Raw genomic sequence first — 18,704 nt, 5'->3', positions numbered from 1 at the left:
CCGGGCACCAGACTCACTCATGCTGTTCCTGTAGGCGCTGTAACTATGCATAGATAGATCCGGCCACCAAGGCCCGCCGCTACGGGGGCCGGAACCATCATTCTCGTGTCACCTGCGCATAGGGGGCGCTATGTAAACCTTTACATAGCCCCCCCTGAGCTGACCTTCGCGCGCGACAGAAGCGGACCTCCAACGTCGGAGGTAACTGGCGTTGCTACGGCGGGCCAGCCAGCCGTAGCAACGTCCGTGTTGACTGACCTGTTCGACCGCCACTCACCACGCGTCATGCGGGAATGCCCTTTCGCGCCGGATCTACCAGCCAGCTTCTGATATCACGTACAAACTCCCATACGTCCCCCGCATTCGGGCGGACATAGTTGGCATTGCTAGGATCCTCTCCCATACGCTCAAAGACATCTATCAACCACGTAGGCCCGTGGCCACTAGCCCCGAGACCCTTCATCCAAGACTCTAGTTCGCCTCCAGGAATTGCAAAAATTCCATACTGTCTAAGTTGATTGAGCAGATCCTCTGCCGCCTGCCTGTCTGCGCCGCTAAGGATCGCCAGGCCCCCGTCCCGCTTCATGTCTTTGCCGGTTGCGTCCATCGCATTCTTCACTGCCACTCGCAACGTCGCAAACGACCCATGTGAGAGTTGGGGAACATCCGCACTCGACAGCAGGTTGGTCCAGTTCGACCCACCATCCTTCAGAACGTCCACGTCCACAACGCCAGCAGCAGGTATTCCAAGTTTTCGCAACGGCCTCAGCAACGTCTGCACCGTTTGCTTATTCTGGGCGTTCAAAAATAGGCAATTCGGGATGCCCCATTCAGGCTTGAACTGAAGCAACCGCTCATTGATTTCTTGATAGAACGCTCGATCCGCATCCGACTCGGTAACCACCACAAATTCGTAGAAGAGGCCACTTAGCAGCCCGGTCGAGCGCAGCAGTGGATGCCTCATGAGTTCCAGAATTTCGTCGCTCGGGAGAATCCGCGCCGTAGCCACTCCACCTCTGTATGTGAGCCTAATGATGTTTACGGGGGCACCTGACTGGATGCATCCCATCACGAACTGAGGGCTGTGCGTTGACACGAAGACCCTCTTGTCTGCGGACAGCGCTGCACGGGCAACCTCTTGCGCTAGTTTTGAGGCAAGTGATGGATGCAAAAAGGCTTCAGGTTCGTCAACAAGCACCACACTCGGATCTCCAGCCATGACTTCTGTAATGATGCCGGTGAAGGCCTTTACCCCGTCGCTCGCCTCATCAATGACCTGAGCGGAAGCATGAAATCGGACGGCGTCCGCATGGATACCCCGTTCTTCCATGTCGTCTCGTGGAGCTCGATCAGAAAGCCGGATTCGTAGCTGCCCCAGATTGGTCGGGTCTAAGACAAAGTGCCGACCGAAAGCATCGAATACGATTCTCCGCACTTCGTGCCGCTTGGCGTCGTCTCGGAAAAGAACCTGAAAGCTACTCTCTGGGGGGCGCTGAAGATCGCCAGCTCCTTGCTGGCCCACGAGGCCGATGCGACTGCTTCCGTCAAGCATAAGTGTTAGGTGTTTTAAATACCACTGGCAGAACGCAGACACATTTGAGGTGGGGGTCTGTAGGAACTGCTGGAGCGACGCAACAGGCACCTGCTGTCGCCCGTACTTGCTACCTACGAAGATATGATCGACATGCTGCGCCTCGCCCGGATGAGGGGGCTGGCGAATCCGCTCAATCGATTGGGCTGTGCGGTCCGAAGTTAGTCCGGCGAAGGTCAGCTCCGCGAGCAGCAGGTCATTGGCGTCATTCTGGCCGGTTCTGCAGTAGCGTTCGACTTCCCGTAAGACTCGGCTCTTTCCGGAGTTGTTCGGACCGACGAATACTGTCACGGGCGTCGCTGAGATCGCTTCCGCGGTCGCTCCCGGGGAGCGGCCAAACTTAAGCTGAAACGACGAAATCATTCTTATTCCTCCCCAGCCTTCGACTTTGCGGTCGAACTTGTTATAAATAACCCAAATGCCAGATTAACATGGCGAGCTGTCGTTTAACAAAGCCTGGACAGCTAGTCGCTGCCAGGTAAGAAACGTGTACGCCTGGACGACTGCTTTAGGGAAGCAGTCCAACCGGCCGCTATTGGCCGATTGCAGGAATCCGCCGGAGCGAACAGTTGATCAACCCGCAATGGGCCGGGTTTTCATACCAGGGTCGCGGATTGGATATTTTACAAGAATGGCTTCGCACGAACTGATGATCGCAGGAAGGTACGACTGGTCGATCTCATCTTCGTAATCATGGGTCTCCTTGATGTGATCAGGAGTAACCGAAAGATTGACCCCAATGTGGCCACGAGCGGAGCCCGAAAATTCGACCGAGATATACGGCTCCATACATTTCAGTTCGGCTTTGCCGCTTAACGTCGAATACAGTTTCTCACAGCCAGCTAGCAAACTTGCCACTTCGTCAGTACGAACACAGGCGATATTCTGAATTCGAACCGCAGAATGAGGATAGATGCAAGAGGCAGTAACGCGGAGCCAATTTCCATCCCAATAGTCGGTTGCGTCAGGAAACTGGCGCCCATGGATCCAAAGCCGCAGTCCACATATCGACAGGTCCGCTTCACCAAGCTGTTCTAGTTCTCTAAAATTCATGTCTCAAAGGATAATCGTCTTGAATCTGGCGGCACAATAGGCGTCCGCAAATGGCCGAACTCGGCCGGGTCAACGCACACTGTACTGCGCTACCGAATTATCCCCAGAAGCAGGCACACGGATCCGCGTCAATCTCGGCAATGACATCTTCAATTGATCGCACCGCTGGCAACGGCTCATAACGGTGCCACTTCAAGTCTCTGCGCTGCCAATACAATTGCCAATCGCCGCGTGTCCTGACAAACGTCGCTTTCGCGATAGGATTTTCATTCGTTTCTCCGTTCCCTTGCCATACGGGTCGAATCTCAAAAATTTCTATGCTCTGTCCTGCAATCCTGAAATCAAGGTCAACTTCTTTTCGAATGTGGACAGGCGGACGCCGCCTTGCGACGAAGGCTCCGACAACACGTTCAATCCTCTTTCTTTCCAGTTCGTTCAGCACTAGATGCTCCTCGACTTCCGGATGTGACGGTGGGCAGCTGCTGGCCACAGGTCCCCATTGGGCAGACACTTTCAAATCACTGGGCTGCTGTTTGTGGGGCAGAGCCTGCTTTACCGAGTTTGAGCGCGGAAGCGCCAGATCGCCAGCACCCCAAACACCGCAGCAAACGCCAGCTGCACACCCGCAGTCTGCAGCGCCACATCCATCCCCAACCCGCGCCAGGTCATGGCATCCAGCCCATCCACCGCCCAGCGCGTCGGCACCACAACGGTCAATTGCTGCATCCACGCCGGGAACACAAACGTCGGCACCCAAGCGCCACCCAGCATCACCAGGATCAAGGTGGCAAACGTCGCCAGCCCGCGCGCCGCCTCCGGCGTCTTGCCAAACGCCGCAATCAGCAAGCCGAACGAAGCCGTCATCAGCGCAAACGCCACGACAACCAATGCGAAGCCCACCACATTGGTCACCTCTACCTTAAACATCAGCATCGCCGCGAAGAAGATCGCCACCATCAACCCCGCCGCAATCATGGCGCCGGACAGCGCTCGCGACACCAGCACTTGTGACATCGTGATAGGCGCTGCCAGCAAGCGATTCCAGATCCCCATGCGGCGCGCCAGTAGGATGCCGATGCCAACATCAATTCCCGTGAACAGGATGAACTGAACTCCCATGCCCGCAAACGCGTGCGCATAGGCGTTGTACTTCGGCCCCGAACTCAGTGCCTCGTCCTTGGTCGTGAACGGCACGCTTAAGCCACCGCCGCTGCTGCCCGATTCCTTCGCCGGCTTGGCTGCCTCACGCTCCTGGAATTTCTTCAGGCTGCCCAGCAAGCTAACCAGCGCCTCCTTGTCTTCGTTCGCAGGCGAAGCTTCCAGCTTCTTCAAGCTGTCGTCGGTGAATTTGGCGCCGGTTGCACTACCGCCCATTACCTCGCCCGTAACACCTTGCATGACGTGCTGCGTCAGGAGACCTTTCACCATCGCCAGCACGGTCGACTGCGAAGGGTCGTAATACACAGGCAGTTCCGGCTTGTCGCCAGGCTGGAACAGCGACTTGCCAGCCGCATCGCCAAAGCCAGCCGGGATCACCACAGCCACCATCAGCTTGCCGGAGCGGACTTTGTCCTGCGCCTCCTGAAGGCTCATTTCCTTGACCGTCAACGTGCCATCGGCCTTCAGCGAATCGCCTACCTTGCGGCCGATCACGCTGCTGTCCTGCTGTACCAGGCCGATTTCTATCTTGCTGTTGTTGCCGCTGCCCGCACCGCCGAACAGCGAACCAAAGAAGGCCGCCAGCACGATCGGCATCAGCAGGTTAAGCATCAGCGCGCGCTTGTCGTTCAGGTAGAGGATCAGGTCCTTACGGATCATTGCAATAATTGCTGTCATCGGAATTCCTCAGTCGCGCAAGGTGCGGCCAGTCAGGGAAAGGAAGATATCTTCCAGCTTGGTGCGGGCGGTGGCGAAATGGGCCAGCGTGTGGCCTTGTTCGTCCAGCCAGCGCAGCACAGGTGCGGCATGGGCCGCGCCGTGCAGGCTGATGTCCAGCGCAACGCCATCGCGGCGCACAGCGGCCACACCCGGCAGGCCGGCCAGCGCGGCAACCAGCAATTCAGCAGGCAGGATATCGGGATTTGCCAGTTCAACCTGCAGCGCAGCTTGCGTCGGCAGGCGGCGATACAGCTCCGCCGGCGGCGCATCGGCCAGTACCTTGCCGTGGTCGATGATCACAATATGATCCGCCAGCCGTTCCACTTCTTCCATGTAATGGCTGGTGTAGATCAGGGAGCGGCCCTGCGCTTTCAGCGCTTCCAGCGTGTCGAAGATGGCATTGCGGCTTTGCGGATCGACGCCCACGGTTGGCTCGTCGAGGATCAGCAGTTGCGGATCGTGCAGCAGCGCCGCAGCGATGTTCAGGCGGCGCTTCATGCCGCCCGAGAAGGTGGATGGCTTGTCTTTCGCGCGATCCGACAAACCCACCAGCGCCAACACTTCCTCCGCGCGCCTGGCCAGCGCAGCACCTTTCAAGCCGTACAGCGCGCCGAACAGCTTGAGGTTCTCGATTGCAGGCAGCTCTTCGTACAAGGCCAGGTCCTGCGGCACCAGGCCCAATTTCTGTTTGGCCGCGCTCGCGCCCTGCACTACCGGCTCGCCATCCAGCGTGACGCTGCCAGCATCCGCCCTGATCAGGCCGCAGATCATGCTGACCGTAGTCGACTTGCCCGCGCCGTTAGGCCCCAGCAGGCCCACGGTCTGCCCACGTTGTACCTGGAACGAAACGCCATCGACCGCGCGCCGCTCGCCAAATGACTTGCTCAACCCACTGACACTTAACACTCTTCGTCCTCCAGAAAAAAAACGGCGCCGCTTTCTGCGGCGCCGCTATCGGTGTGTACGCCTCTACAGGGCGTATCGCACCACGTTGTCACTCCATTCGAATGCCGACATCTCCAGCTCCACCAGCTCCTCGGTCGAAATCGCGAGGTCGGCCAGCGCTGGCAGGATGCGGGTGTCCATATCTTCCAGGCGCTCGATGCACTCGGCCAGCTTGAGCAGGTCGCCAAAGAAACCGCCGCGGAACATCAACGCCTCGCCCACCTCATCGCCCATCGGAATCTGCGCCAGGATTTCCTGCATCGGGATGCCGAACAGCGTATCCATCAGCGACATGATGCCAACGGTGAAGGCGATGTCGGCAACATGGCGGTGCGCCGGGCGCAGCTTGGTGGCCAGCAGTTCGAGCAGGCGGCCGCGCGTAGTAGCCAGCATCAGCAAAGGCGTCATCGAATGACCGCGCTTGCCCGGCTCCGCGTACAGCATGATCTGCAGCCAGCGCTGCAACTGGCGCCGGCCCAGGATATGCACTGCCTGGCTCAGGGAATCGATGCGCTGGCGCGCGCCGACGGCCGGCGTGTTCACCAGTCGCAGCAGGTTCAGCGCCAGCGATACATCTTTCTTGATGGCGCGTTCGATCTCGGGATTGTCCGCATCCGAGGTCACGAGGGTCATCAGCTCCATCACCGCCATTTGCGACGGCGACAGCTTCTTGCCGCTCATGATGACCGGCTTGGCGAAGTAATAGCCCTGGAAGTAATCGCAACCCAGGTCCAGGCAGTTCTTGAATTCGTCGCGGTTCTCGACCTTGCAGGCCACCAGCTTCTTGCCATCCTGCTTGAAGCGCGGCGCCAGCTTGACCAGGCCATCCAGCGGCATGTCGCGCATCGACAGCTTGACGTATTCCACCATCGGCATCAGCGCAGGCAGTTGCGGCGAATCGGGATTGATGTCGTCCAGCGAGAAGCGGAAACCGTGGCTCACCAGCTCGGACATGCGCGACAGCACCTCGGGCGCCAGCGGATTGGCAGCGCTAACTTCCAGCACCAGCTTTTCACGCGGCAGGAAGCCGAAGATATCGCTCAGGATCGCGTCGGCATCCACGTTGACGAAGCCGATGGCATCGCCAATCGTGCGCTCCATGCCCAGTTGCGCGGCGTGTGCGACGACCGCAGCGGTTGCGGAAAGGGCTGAAGTATTGATGTTGGCCGGCCCAACCGGAGCGTTGCGAAAAAGCAACTCGTAACCGAACAAGGCCTGGTTCCGGTCCAAGATCGGCTGCCGGCCCAGATAAAATTCCCGAACTTTCAGGCTCTGGGAGGCCGCATCGTTGCTGGAAAGGTCGATCATAGGGAAATTCCTGACGTGTCCTGCCATTTTGGCATCAAATCCTGCCGGTGTCTGTTAAATTTTCTCGAAGTCCCGTTTCTGCGGCAGGCCATCCACAAAGCATTTCATCTCACCTGGAGCGAAGGCAGTCCATTGCTCATTGGTAGTTAATGGCTGGGTGACGATCACTGCCACGCGGTCATTGGGCGTGGTGACCTGGGAAAAATCCACGCTCACATCTTCGTCCGACAGCTTGGCCGTGTCGAAGGGATACTGGCGCACGATGTAATGCAAGTGGGTTGAGCAATGCGCGAACAGCGCGCGGCCGTCGGATAACATCATGTTGAAAGTGCCGTGGCCGGCGATGCTGCGCACGGTCTTCTCGATCTGCGCGCGCAGCATGGGCAGCGGCGGGCAGGTATCGCCGAAACGCTCGCTCAACTCCTGCAGGATCAGGCAGAAGGCTTGCTCGCTATCGGTGGTACCGACCGGGCGGAAGGGCCCGTGCAGCACCGGCGCAAACTCTTTCAGGTCGCCATTGTGGGCGAACACCCAGTAGCGGCCCCACAGCTCACGCACGAAAGGATGGCAGTTCTCCAGCATGACCTCGCCCTGCGTAGCCTTGCGGATATGCGCGATCACGTTCTTCGACTTGATCGGATAGTTCTTGATCAGCTCTGCGATCGGCGAGTGGATGGCGGCCTGGTGGTCGACAAAATGGCGCACGCCGGCGCCTTCGAAAAAGGCGATGCCCCAGCCGTCATGGTGGGTGTCGGTCTGCCCGCCGCGCAGGGCGAAGCCGGTAAAACTGAACACAATGTCAGTCGGGACATTGCAGTTCATTGCTAATAATTGGCACATCCCTCAACTTTAACAGGTTGCTGGCGCTTCGCAATGCCAAGGCCCAGCATCCACCAGCGAGACAGTGAGTTCAGCTCGCGCCATTGACGAGAAGCCATCCAATAAAGAACAGTGCAGCGGCAAATGCTGACAGCGACGCTTTCCACTTGTCAAACGGCGCAATGCGCCGCGCGAAGGCCGCCGCAGCAATAAAGCCGCCGAAGATGACGCAATCGAAAATAACCACGAGGACCGCGAGCCAAAGGCCACCCTGCTCCAAGGTGAGCAAAGCATGCAGAAGCGCCAATGCCGACAACCCAAGAGTAAAGGAGATAATTGAGCTCGCTAACTGCGAGAGGCGCTCTTCGAGATGTGCAACCGAAGCTTCAAGGCGGGGCAACGGAAGGCCCAATTCACGTAACAACGTCGCCGCCGTGGAAATCACGATCAGTCCAATAAAAACCAGCGTGAATGCATTGAAGGAGACGAAATCGGAGAACAGCTCGATTGGCCACGCTTTTCCGCTTGCGAGCCCGAGAACGCTAAGCTTGAACTGCCAAAGCATCAGCAATCCAACCAGTGCGCCGCAAGACCCGAAGAACGAGATGTCCTTCCTGATTTCAACTAGCAACCGTTTCACGATCACTTCGAGTTCTTTAATCATGGTGGCGGAAGGAGCGGAAGCGTCCGTCATGTTAATCGTTCCGGCCCAATAGCTCACAGGCCTGGGCTATCATTTTGCTGACAATTTCCGCGGCTGGCGGCGCGTCCTGGATGATGCCCGAGATCTCGCCCATCAGCACACCGGCATTGCAGGCATCACCTGCCTTGAAGGCATCCAGGAAACGTTCGAACTCGACATCGAGCGACTTTTCCAGTTCGCGCTCGCGTCCATGCCATGCTGCGACAAAATTGTTCTTCAAGACGCGAACGACGAATTCCGAATTAGGCCAGTAGCGCTTGCGCACCACGTCGACCGAGTTGGACTTCATCGTGGAGTCGCCATCTGCGTCGATGATCGCTTGGCGGAAGCCTTGCGGCGCTTCCGATTCGACGGCGGCGATGAAGCGGGTGCCGACCAGCACGCCGTCGGCGCCGAGCATCAGCGCCGCAGCCAGCCCGCGGCCGTCGCCGACGCCGCCGGCCGCCACCAGCACGGTATCCGGTGAATGTTTGGCCAGGTAATCGGCTGCTTCCGGCACCAGCGTGAACAAGCCGCGGTGACCACTGTGGCCTCCCGCCTCGCAGCCTTGCGCAACGATGATGTCTGCGCCCGCATCGACAGCTTCGCGCAAATACTTCATACCCTGCACCTGGCAGATCAAGGGCACGCCATGCGCCTTGATGGCCGAAGCATGCGGTTCCAGCGCGCCGAATGACAGCATCAGCGCTGCCGGCCGCTTCGCCAGCACCTGCCCAAGCAGTCCCGGATCGCGCGCCATCGACCAGGTGATGAAGCCGCAGCCAACACGCGTGCCATCTGCAGCCGCGAACTGTTTTTCGATCCATTCCGCGTCGCCGTAACCGGCACCGATGATGCCCAGCCCACCAGCCTTCGTCACGGCAGCAGCCAGCCGGCCGCCGGCCATGACTCCCATCGGTGCCAGCAGGATCGGATGCTCGATCCCGAGCTTCTCCGTCAACCTGGTTTTCAGTCCCATGCGCTCACCATCACGTAATAGCCATCCGGATCGCGAAGTGCGAATTCCCGCGTGCCGGTACTGGGATTAACGCTCGGCTCTTCTTCAAGGCTTGACACGAGCCCGCGCGCCCTGACCAGTGCCGCGTCGAAATCGTCCACGCGGAAGAACAGCAACAATCCATTGCCGGGCTGCGAATCGCCGGGGCTCGCCAGCGAGGGATGATCGTGCGATCCCCATTGGTGAAGACAGAGAAGGACCGTCCCGTCTCCATCCAGGACCTGCCCGAAGAACTCATGGGCCGGCGCGGACTTGGGCTGGCCAAACAAGGCCTGATACCAGTTAAAGCTGTGTGCGACGTCGGCGACGCCGATGATTGTCCAGGTACGCTTCAAAGCTCCTCCTTAACCGGACGGGAACCTCCGCTCCCAAAGGCTTTTCAGACGGGGATCTTCGTCAACGCGAATGATCGCCGGCATCATGTTCGGGGCCTCCTGGCAGAACCGCTCACGCCAAGGACCGAAACGGGAGATGACCGCCACGTAAAGGTCGAGTACGCTCAGCGCATCGCCCAACAAGTACTTTGACGGTTTAAGCTGCGCATCCATGGTGCGCCAGCAGAACGCGATGCGCGCATGGACTGCGTCTACTACATTATTCCGTGAACCTTCTGGCGCCCCAATCCGGCTCACGTCCGGCTTGATCCAGTGTAGCGAATAAATTGCTGAAGAGACGAAAAACATCCAGCGCAGGAACTGAGCCCGTGCTGGATCGCCGATTGCCGGCGCCAACTGTGCAGCAGGATGCAAGTCGGCCAGCCAGATCAGGATGGCTGCGCTCTCAGTGATGGTTTCGCCATTCGGCATCACCAACGTAGGTACCTGCCGCATCGGGTTCTGGCCGCCGACGCGCTCACGCGCCGCTTTCGACGACCATGTTTCACCCTCAATCAACTGGAATGGAATGCCCAGCAGCGTGAGAGCCGCTTCGACGGCGACTGAGCCGGAAGCCGCAGCCCCATACAAAACGAATTCCTGTTTGCGGGCCATCTCGTCGTGAGAGTCAGTCGCAGTCCAGCCCGAACTGCTCCCTGAACTTCCGGGCCTCTTGAGGAGGCTCCCTGGTCAGCAGCGCACATGCAGTGAAGTTGCCAAACGTCTTCCGCTTCGACGCATCAATATATGTCCAGTCAACGATCAGATTCCGCGAGAAGTCAAACCGCTGGCCGTTCTTGAATTTTTTCACCATCCGCGGTTCATTAGCCAGCGTGCCTGCGAATTTTTCGCCCTTCCGCTCAAAGTCGCGAACCCAGAAGTACTCGGTATTTTTCCCATCGGTCACTGCGACTTTCACGGAATAATCCGAAGTGCCTGGAGCCGGAGAAGAAGCCATGCGAAGAAAATTGTCCAGGGTCGAACGAGCCTTGCCAAACGCCCTTTCCATCGCAGGATCTGCAGTGGGGACCATGAAAATATCGTCACGTTCCGCTTTCTTGATCGGCGTTTCGGCGCCTGCAGTCGGGGCCGAGAGCGCGGCAAACAGCAGCGCGAATACGGTGAATCGTGTCGTCATTGTTAGTTTAGATTTCCTGATTTTCGAAATTGAGTTCAATGCCGTTGCCTGCCGGATCGGCAAGGAAAATTTGAAGCTGCTGCGTTGCCGGCACAAGGGCCACGCGATACTTGATGCCGCGCGCAGATAGCTTGCGCTCATAGGCATCACGATCGGTGCAGCGAAAGGCCGCATGGTCAAACGTCCCTGCAGGCTTTGCCGGCCGATTTTCATCGGGTCCTGCCTCGGACAAGTGCAGTACAGCGTGTTCGCCGGCATAGAGCCAATAGCCAAAGCTTCGGAATGGCGGCCGATGGCCAACGGTCAGCCCGACCACATCGCAATAAAAATCGCGCAGTTCGTCGAGCAGCGCTCGCGGCGCGCGCAAGTTGTAATGACTGAATCCAATGGCGGGCATGGTTATCGGTTGTACTGTTTGTAAATTTGGCGTTCCTGGTCTTTGGGCAGCTTGTTGAGGAATGCATCCGAAGGAACGAGAAGCCGCAATGTCCTGGCTTGGATATCGAACTCTCCAACAAACTGGCGCATGCCTATGAACAGTTTCTGGCCATCGCTGGAAAGCACCGAAGAATTCGGATAAAGGCCGCCCCATGGCACCTCATCCAGCAGGCTCACCACATCGCCATTCGTATCAACGGAAACAAGTGCATCGGAAAGCGTAACCAGCATTGAATTATCGCTGCGCACTGCAACGGCATAAGGCGCAAAGGGAAGTTTGGTGACTGGATTTGCCGTCCATTGAAGGTGCCACGGCTCCCGCGCAATTCGAATGACAGAACCGCCGCTCATGCCCAAATGCGCCAAGCCTTCGATGGCATACACGCCACCCGGCAGCGTAATGAAGTCGACCACCTGATGTTCGGAGATCTTGTAATTGCGATTGCCATCGGCACTGAACCAGTAAAGCGAGGCACCGAATTCGCCGCGATTGAAACCAACGAGCCAGCCGTCGTCCACGCGCTTGAACGCATCCCCTCGGCCGAATTGGAAGCCCTTGGGAGTAAATGGAGGACGGTCCCCTTTCTCCTGCCGCACCGGGGAAACCAGCCTGGCGCTAACCTTTCCGTCTTCGACATAGACACGCCACTCATGCGTCGAGTAGTTGGCTGCATAGTCCCAAATCGCCCTGGCAGCTTGGTCAGCGTTTGGCGGGATGCCGATTTCCTTCCACTGCATAAGGTCGCGCGGATAGCTCGACTCAACGGCATCTGCCGCCAATGCCAGCGTCAAAAGACTGACGAACAAGAATAAACGGCGCAATAGTACTTGAGGCATATCTCGGCCTAGCTATGCTTCGGGGTCTTTGCGTTCTCTTCGAGTTCGGCAAGACGTGCTTCGAAGGTATCGTTCATATGCGAATGCGCCACCTGGTTAGCATTTTTTATAAAGCGCAACTATGCCAGCTAAACAAGCTTAGAACAACTTCAGCGCCGGAGCGGCCAGGAAAACGGGCAGCGCCGACATGGCTGCCCACGGTGGAGCAAGAGAGCGCTCCACGGAAGGATGCAAAAGAACTTAGTGCAGCAGCACTGGTTGACTCATCAGTGCTTCGTAGTTGCCCAGGAAATCATCGATCTCCTCGATGGTGGGCTCACTGGCGATCAATTCGTTAACGTCGCGGCGGAAGTTCTGCGCCATGACCCCGGCAATGAAGATTTCGCGCTTGCCGCCTTTGTCGACAATCTCATAGCCGCCGAAGCGCAAAGCTTCCAGGCTGCGATCTGCGCCAAATTCGACAACACTGTATTGCTCGCTGTTGTAAATGAGGTTCATATGGCTTCCTTCACGTTTCGTTTCCAAACCGAGATGGGGCTGTCCTGGCCATTTTCAAGCGTTCAGTACCGGCTCCAGGCGCAGCAGGGCGTCGTAAGGGGCCGTGGCAAGCATGGCGCGCAGGCTATCCACGTGAGTGGCATTCGCCAGGCTGATAAAGAGCTGCGCCGGGGGACGGCGCAAGAGACGATTCAATGTAACACGTAAGACAAGATTACCGGCGCAGCATAGGCAACCGGGGGCAATGCGGTGAACCTGCGGCTGCCATACCGTCGGGTCACTTTCATCATACACCAAAGGAGAATTACCGTCGGCCAAACCTTCCAGGATGATGGCCGTGGATACGCCAGGCGACAAAACGGCCGCAATCGCGTTCTCACGCGCTGCGGCCGTTGGGCCTGTGACCAGGATGGTAGGAATCAAGCCTGGTTCTTTTTGGACAGCTTGCCGGGCTCTACGCCCAGTTGCTTCAGCTTGCGGTACAGGTGGGTGCGTTCCAGTCCGGTCTTCTCGGCCACGCGGGTCATGCTGCCGCCTTCTCGGCCCAGGTGGTGTTCGAAGTACATGCGCTCGAACGCGTCGCGTGCTTCGCGCAGCGGCAAGTCGAACGACAGGTTGAAGATCGGGTTGTCGCCGTTGACGGCGCGCGCCATGCCCAGGTTGTGGGCCACTGGCTGCTGCGTCACCTGCGCCTGGCCAAAGCTGGTTTCCTCGACCGGCGCCGGCATGACCGGGCGGCTCGCCAGCACCGGCGCTCGCACCGCTTCCTGCGCTCGGCTCAGGCCAGCCTGCACCGCTTTCAGCAGCTTTTGCATCGCAATCGGCTTTTCCAGGAAATTCATGGCGCCGATGCGGGTTGCCTCCACCGCGGTATCAATGGTCGCGTGACCGGACATCATGATGACCGGCATGGTCAGCAAGCCATCGCGCTGCCATTCCTTGAGCAGCGTCACGCCGTCCGTGTCCGGCATCCAGATGTCGAGCAGGACCAGGTCGGGTGCCCCGGCAGCGCGGGCCTGCCGCGCCTGTTGGGCGTTCTCCGCCAGCGTCACCGCATGACCTTCGTCGCCCAGGATTTCCGAGAGCAGCTCCCGGATCCCCATTTCATCATCAACTACGAGAATGTTTGCCATGTATCCCTTGCCCCTTCCCTCATTTTTATCGCTCTCTACGCAGGCATTCTATACCTGTCGGCGCGACAATGATTTTATTAGTCCAACAATATTATGCCAACTACACCGACGCCAACTTTAACAGCAAAATCAGCACCGACGCTCCACTACTATCGTCACGGTTCTGGATATCGATCCGGCCCCCGTGTTCCTCGATAATCTTTTTCACCATCGCCAGGCCCAGGCCCGTGCCCTTCGCCTTCGACGTCACATACGGTTCGAACGCATTGGCCAGGATTTTCGGTGCAAATCCGGGGCCATTGTCCGAGATTGAGAGCCGCACCGCAATACGTGTGCCGCCGTCCGCACTCTGGTAGATGATGCCTTCCGTGACCACGTCGATGCGAGGCTCGGCGCCGGCAGGGGGATGCTCCTGCAGCGCGTCCTGCGCATTTTGCAGCAGGTTGTGGATCACCTGGCGCAATTGTGTGTCGTCGCCCAGGACCATGGGCAGGGCCGGCGCCAGGTTGGCGTGGATGATGTCGTTGCCCTCCCCGCTCACGTACAGGTGCAGGATGTCCTCGACCAGGGCATTCAAGTCGAGCGGCTGCAGCACGGCAGGCGGGGTGCGGGCGTAATCGCGGAAGTCGTCGACCATGCGTTTCATGGCGGCGACCTGATTGACGATGGTGGTGGAGGCTTTGTTGAGCAGTTCCACATCGGGGCCCGCCAGCTTGGATTCAAGCTTCATTTGCAGGCGTTCCGCTGAGAGCTGGATAGGCGTCAGCGGGTTTTTGATTTCATGGGCCAGGCGGCGCGCTACCTCACCCCAGGCGATCGAGCGCTGGGCCGAGATCACGTCGGTGATATCGTCGAACACGACGATGTATCCGCTGCCGGTTTCCAGCGGCAGGCGCGAGCCGCGCGTCAGCAGGATCAGTTCATTTTCTTCTGCGCTGCCGGGCGGGCGTGGGATCTCGATCTGGCGCTGCCAGTGCAAGCGCTGCAGGTTGCGGCCGGCCGCGGTCTGCGCCGACTGCGCCGAGAAGGCGTTGATAATGGCGCCGGCAAATTCATGCATGCCTTCCACTTCGGCCAGCGGCTGGCCGATCAGGGTCACGCCGGCATGCTGCAGGATGCGCTCGACCGAATCGTTACAGGTAACCAGGCGGAAATCCGAATCCAGCACCATCACCCCCGCCGACATATTGGCCAGCACCGACTCCAGGTGGGCCTTGGCGTTCTGCAGCGCGATGCGGTTGCGTTCGACGGCGCTGCGCGCTTCGGACAACTGGCGTGTCATGGTATTGAAGGATTGGGTCAGCGTGCCCAGTTCGTCCGAGCTGGCGACGATCGGGCGCGGCGACAGGTCGCCTTCGGCCACGGCGCGGGTGCCTTCGGCCAGCAGCAGCAGCGGCTGCGCCAGGTCGTTTGCGATCAGGAAGGCAGCTGCGATGGCACCGAACACCGCCAGCAGCAGCGTCAAGGTCAGCGTTTCGATATACATCTTGCGCAAGCCGACGCGGGCCACGAAGCGCTCTTTGTATTCCGAGAAGGCGGTACGCAGCATTTCGCCATTGCTGGCCAGTTTCTGCGGCACCGCCTGGATGATCTGCAGGTAGCGCGGCGCCAGGTGGGCGCCGGACGGCTGCACCGGGTCGGGAATTGCCATCAGCACGCGCAGGCGCAGCACGCTGTTGGCATCGAACGGCGCCGGTTGCGCGGCGCCGGCGCGGTCCTCGCGCAGTTCACCGCCGCCTTCGTAGGCGGAATAGGAAGGATCGTCCTTGGCCTTGTTCAGCATGGCCGCCGAGGGCAGGTCGGCCGACAGGTTGATGCGGCGCTCGCCCATGGCGGACACAATCAGGCCGCCGTCGGCATCGACAATGATGGCGCTCTGGGTGCCGGGGTGGCGCCGCACAAAGCGCGCCAGCGTGGCCGGCGCGGAATAGAACGGGTCTTCGGCCAGTTGGCGCACGGTGCCGCGCGCCTGTGCTTCCAGTTCGGCCAGCGATTCGTCGAGCGCCGAGCGGCCCAGGTCCAGGCCTGCATCCAGCGCTTCTTCCACCCGCACATTGAACCAGGAATCGATGGAGTGCGACACGAACTGCACCGACACCAGGAAGATCACCAGGCCGGGCAACACGCCGATGGCGGCAAACAGCACCACCAGCCGGGTCATCAGGCGCGAACCGAACTTGCCGCTCTTGTAGCGGGAGTAGAGCCGGAACAGCGAAACGCCGACCAGCAGCACCAGCGCCAGCGCGACAGAGGCGTTCAGGCCAAGCAGCCAGCCGTAATAGCGGTCGAAGAAGCCGGAATTGTCCGAGGCCGAGGCGAGCAGGAACAGCAATATGCTGCAGATCGCGCCAGCGACGACAAACAAATACCTGAGGGCAGACGTCACTTACTCAGCCCTGTACTGGAAGGTTTTTTTGCTGGACGAGAGTCGCCACTCGCTGTTGTTGAAGGCGTTGACCTGGATCGGTTTTGGCAGGAAATCCTTGTCCATGCCCATGCGCAGTGTCACGTTATACGTTTCGCCCACCTTCAGGGCGCCGCGCGGCGCGACTACCCAGCGGGTAGGCCGGCGGATGAAAAACAGGGCTTCGTCCAGCGTCTGGAAAGGCTGGGCAACGGAACCGACGATCTTGACGTAGTACTGGCGTATCAGCACGTCGTACCACAGCTTGTGGGTGCGCTTGGCGGTGACGGCTTTTTCATCGAACCAGTACCAGCGCGGGCGGGTAAAGCTGATTTCCGTGGTGAAGTGCAGCGGGACGCCCGATTGCACCGTTTCTTCCATGCCGTGGCTTAGCTCGAACGAGTACGCAGAGGACAGGCGGTATCCCTCTTCCGCCGCCTCGATATAGGCGCGCGTGATCTCCACCGTCTCGTCGGAGGCGTGGGCGGCGTGCGGTAACGCACACGCAAGCGTCAACAGCAACTGCCAGCAAAGGAGTCGAAGAAATCTTTGGATCACTTGCCTGGTGCTCGTCAAAGGGTTACGCATCTTTCTGGAACAATGCGTAGAACAAACCATCGTGATCCTGCTCGGCGCCGCCCAGGGGCAGCAATTGGCCCGGCGCATCGAGGCGGGTGGCGCGGTTGCGCACCGCGAAAGCGGCCGCCTGCGCCTCGGACTCCTGCGGCCACAACGAACATGTCACGAACAGCAATTTACCATTGGGGGCGAGCATTTTCCAAAGGTTGTCGAGAATTTGCGACGAAAGTGTTGCAAGTTGGCGGGTGTCGCTCTTGCGGCGCAACCAGCGGATATCCGGGTGGCGGCGCACGATGCCGGAGGCGGTGCAAGGCACGTCGGCCAGGATGCGGTCGAACTGCTGGCCGTCCCACCAGGCGTCGGCTTGGGCCTCTGCCGGCTGCAAAGTTGCGTGCAATTGCAGACGGTCGAGGTTTTCCTGCACGCGTTGCAGGCGCTTCGGATCGGCATCCAATGCTGTTAAATTGACATCGGCGAGTTCGAGGATGTGGCAAGTCTTGCCGCCGGGGGCAGCGCAGGCGTCCAGCACGCGCATGCCGGCTTGTACGTCCAGCAACGGCGCCGCCAGTTGGGCACCGGCATCCTGCACCGAGACATCGCCTTCGTCGAAACCGGGAATCTGGTGCACCGGCACCGGCTTGGCCAGGCGGACGGCAAAGTCGCCAACCTGGGTGGCTTCGATGCCTTCTTGCGCCAGGCGCGCCAGGTAGTCGGCCAGCGAGGTGTGGCGGGTGTTGACGCGCAGCGTCAGCGGCGGGGCCTTGTTACCGGCGGCCAGCACCTGTTCCCAGTCTTTCGGGTAGGCGGTGATGACGGAGTCGATCCACCACTGCGGGTAGTTATATTTAGCTTCCGGTTGTTGCAAGGCTTCGTCCAGCAACTCTTCTTTCTCCCGCAGGAAGCGGCGCAGCAGGGCGTTGACCATGTTTTTTGCGCGCGCCGTGTCCGGGTGGGAGCAGGCCGCGGTGACGGCCTGGTCGACTACCGTGAAGGCTTCGTATGGGGCCGGGCTGCCATCGGCCGGGTGCATCAGCGGCAAGGCGACGGCGAGCAGCGACCGGACCAGCGGGTCCGGGGCTTTCGGCGCCATCAGGCCGATCAGGATTTCACTCAAGGCCAGTTGGCGCATCGCGCGGTAGGCGATGTCCTGGATTGCACCGCGGGCTTGCGGGGTGGCGTTATTGTTTGCGAACACTGCGGCCAGTGCCTGCGGCAAAGCGGTGCCTTGCAGGACTTCGGCTGAGGCAGTTGCGGCGCCCAGGATTGCGAACGCCAGCGAATCTTGTTTCAGCTCGGACTGGAATTCGGTCTGCAGGCGCGGTTTCAGGTCGCGGTGGTGGCTTTCGCGGATGGCTGGCTTGCCTGGGGCACGCGGTGCTGGCGGCGTGTGCGCACCACGAGGGGCCGGCTTGCGGGCACCCCAGGGCGAGCCGGAACCATTGTCCTCCCCACCCGCTGCACGGCCGAAACCACGCTGGTTGCCCTCTGCGCGCGAGTCGTTGCGAAACTCGGCGCCTTCGCGTCGGCCGAAGCCGCGCTGTTCGCGCTCGCCGCGCCCTTCGCCACGGTTTTCGCCGCCGGCGCGCGGGCCCAAGCTGCGTTGGCCACGGTCGTCGTGGCCTTCCCCGCGATTTTCGCGGTCCGAACGCGGAGTGGCGCCGCGCTGTTCGCGCTCGCCGCGCCCCTCGCTGCGCCCCTCGCCACGGTTTTCGCGGTCCGGACGTGGTCCGAAGCCGCGTTGGGCGCCTTCGCCGCTCGGGCGCGGCCCGTTGCCGCGTGGGGCAGATTCACTGCGGGATTGCCCGGCCGGGCGCGGGCCAGCGGCGCGCGGGCGGTCAGAACCAGCCGAACGCTGTCCGCCATCCCCCTGCGCACGAGGCGCCTTGGCCGCCGGCGCAGCCGGTTTAGCCTTTGGTTTGAGGGATAAGGTTGGGCGCTCTTTCTTAGTCATTGCAATCCTGTCATCGCGCCCGCCGGCCGGCGGCACGGCCGGGAGGCCGTATTCATCG

The 18,704-nt window shown here is 60.0% G+C and carries 20 protein-coding genes; all 20 read right to left on the bottom strand.

Features of this window, described 5'->3' with window-relative positions; translation table 11 throughout:
• Positions 1-283: 283 nt before the first annotated feature.
• Positions 284-1,954: an ATP-dependent endonuclease gene (locus ASD58_RS10700; protein ID WP_057261109.1), complete on the bottom strand. Its 1,671-nt coding sequence runs from the start codon at positions 1,952-1,954 to the stop codon at positions 284-286.
• 210 nt (positions 1,955-2,164) lie between these two features.
• Positions 2,165-2,644, bottom strand: a complete 480-nt coding sequence (locus ASD58_RS31165) for a hypothetical protein (protein ID WP_156401232.1) — start codon at positions 2,642-2,644, stop codon at positions 2,165-2,167.
• A 97-nt stretch (positions 2,645-2,741) separates the two neighbouring features.
• Positions 2,742-3,086: a DUF3024 domain-containing protein gene (locus ASD58_RS30475; RefSeq protein WP_229209954.1), complete on the bottom strand. Its 345-nt coding sequence runs from the start codon at positions 3,084-3,086 to the stop codon at positions 2,742-2,744.
• A gap of 110 nt (positions 3,087-3,196) precedes the next feature.
• Positions 3,197-4,480 carry an ABC transporter permease gene (locus ASD58_RS10690; protein WP_057261107.1) on the bottom strand — a complete coding sequence of 428 codons (1,284 nt, stop codon included), beginning with the start codon at positions 4,478-4,480 and terminating at the stop codon, positions 3,197-3,199.
• A 9-nt stretch (positions 4,481-4,489) separates the two neighbouring features.
• Positions 4,490-5,410: an ABC transporter ATP-binding protein gene (locus ASD58_RS10685; protein WP_229209953.1), complete on the bottom strand. Its 921-nt coding sequence runs from the start codon at positions 5,408-5,410 to the stop codon at positions 4,490-4,492.
• Between the two features lie 81 nt (positions 5,411-5,491).
• Positions 5,492-6,775 carry an EAL and HDOD domain-containing protein gene (locus ASD58_RS10680; RefSeq protein ID WP_057261105.1) on the bottom strand — a complete coding sequence of 428 codons (1,284 nt, stop codon included), beginning with the start codon at positions 6,773-6,775 and terminating at the stop codon, positions 5,492-5,494.
• A 54-nt stretch (positions 6,776-6,829) separates the two neighbouring features.
• Entirely contained in the window at positions 6,830-7,615 is a 786-nt protein-coding gene (locus ASD58_RS10675; protein WP_057261104.1) for a class II glutamine amidotransferase, read from the bottom strand.
• A gap of 70 nt (positions 7,616-7,685) precedes the next feature.
• Positions 7,686-8,288, bottom strand: coding sequence for a hypothetical protein (locus ASD58_RS10670; protein ID WP_057261103.1), 603 nt, complete (start codon positions 8,286-8,288; stop codon positions 7,686-7,688).
• Between the two features lies 1 nt (position 8,289).
• Entirely contained in the window at positions 8,290-9,255 is a 966-nt protein-coding gene (locus ASD58_RS10665) for a nitronate monooxygenase family protein (protein ID WP_057261102.1), read from the bottom strand.
• Positions 9,246-9,629, bottom strand: coding sequence for a VOC family protein (locus tag ASD58_RS10660; RefSeq protein WP_057261101.1), 384 nt, complete (start codon positions 9,627-9,629; stop codon positions 9,246-9,248). Before ASD58_RS10660 ends, ASD58_RS10665 begins: the two co-directional genes overlap by 10 nt.
• Positions 9,630-9,638: 9 nt before the next feature.
• The gene (locus tag ASD58_RS10655; RefSeq protein WP_057261100.1) at positions 9,639-10,283 is read right to left on the bottom strand and encodes a glutathione S-transferase family protein; all 645 of its coding nucleotides are present in this window, start codon (positions 10,281-10,283) and stop codon (positions 9,639-9,641) included.
• Positions 10,284-10,296: 13 nt separating this feature from the next.
• Positions 10,297-10,806 carry a YegJ family protein gene (locus tag ASD58_RS10650; protein WP_057261099.1) on the bottom strand — a complete coding sequence of 170 codons (510 nt, stop codon included), beginning with the start codon at positions 10,804-10,806 and terminating at the stop codon, positions 10,297-10,299.
• Positions 10,807-10,813: 7 nt separating this feature from the next.
• Positions 10,814-11,203 (bottom strand): VOC family protein, encoded by a 390-nt coding sequence (locus ASD58_RS10645; RefSeq protein ID WP_057261098.1) that lies wholly within the window; start codon positions 11,201-11,203, stop codon positions 10,814-10,816.
• Between the two features lie 2 nt (positions 11,204-11,205).
• On the bottom strand, positions 11,206-12,081 hold the full coding sequence (locus tag ASD58_RS10640; RefSeq protein WP_156401231.1) for a hypothetical protein: 876 nt from the start codon (positions 12,079-12,081) through the stop codon (positions 11,206-11,208).
• A gap of 240 nt (positions 12,082-12,321) precedes the next feature.
• Positions 12,322-12,579 carry a DUF3567 domain-containing protein gene (locus ASD58_RS10635; RefSeq protein WP_055928525.1) on the bottom strand — a complete coding sequence of 86 codons (258 nt, stop codon included), beginning with the start codon at positions 12,577-12,579 and terminating at the stop codon, positions 12,322-12,324.
• Between the two features lie 54 nt (positions 12,580-12,633).
• Positions 12,634-12,762, bottom strand: coding sequence for a hypothetical protein (locus ASD58_RS32705; RefSeq protein WP_307177321.1), 129 nt, complete (start codon positions 12,760-12,762; stop codon positions 12,634-12,636).
• Between the two features lie 236 nt (positions 12,763-12,998).
• Complete coding sequence (locus ASD58_RS10625; protein WP_057261095.1) at positions 12,999-13,712, bottom strand: response regulator; 714 nt, start codon at positions 13,710-13,712, stop codon at positions 12,999-13,001.
• A 100-nt stretch (positions 13,713-13,812) separates the two neighbouring features.
• Positions 13,813-16,098: an ATP-binding protein gene (locus ASD58_RS10620; RefSeq protein WP_057261094.1), complete on the bottom strand. Its 2,286-nt coding sequence runs from the start codon at positions 16,096-16,098 to the stop codon at positions 13,813-13,815.
• Positions 16,099-16,632, bottom strand: coding sequence for a DUF4390 domain-containing protein (locus ASD58_RS10615; protein ID WP_229209952.1), 534 nt, complete (start codon positions 16,630-16,632; stop codon positions 16,099-16,101).
• Between the two features lie 64 nt (positions 16,633-16,696).
• Positions 16,697-18,046 (bottom strand): 16S rRNA (cytosine(967)-C(5))-methyltransferase RsmB, encoded by a 1,350-nt coding sequence (gene rsmB / locus ASD58_RS10610; protein ID WP_057261164.1) that lies wholly within the window; start codon positions 18,044-18,046, stop codon positions 16,697-16,699.
• Positions 18,047-18,704: the final 658 nt, after the last annotated feature.

The sequence above is a fragment of the Duganella sp. Root1480D1 genome (assembly GCF_001427305.1).
Classification (GTDB): domain Bacteria; phylum Pseudomonadota; class Gammaproteobacteria; order Burkholderiales; family Burkholderiaceae_D; genus Rugamonas.
Note: the sequence above shows the minus strand (reverse complement) of the source record. Positions and strands in the feature narration are given on the sequence as shown.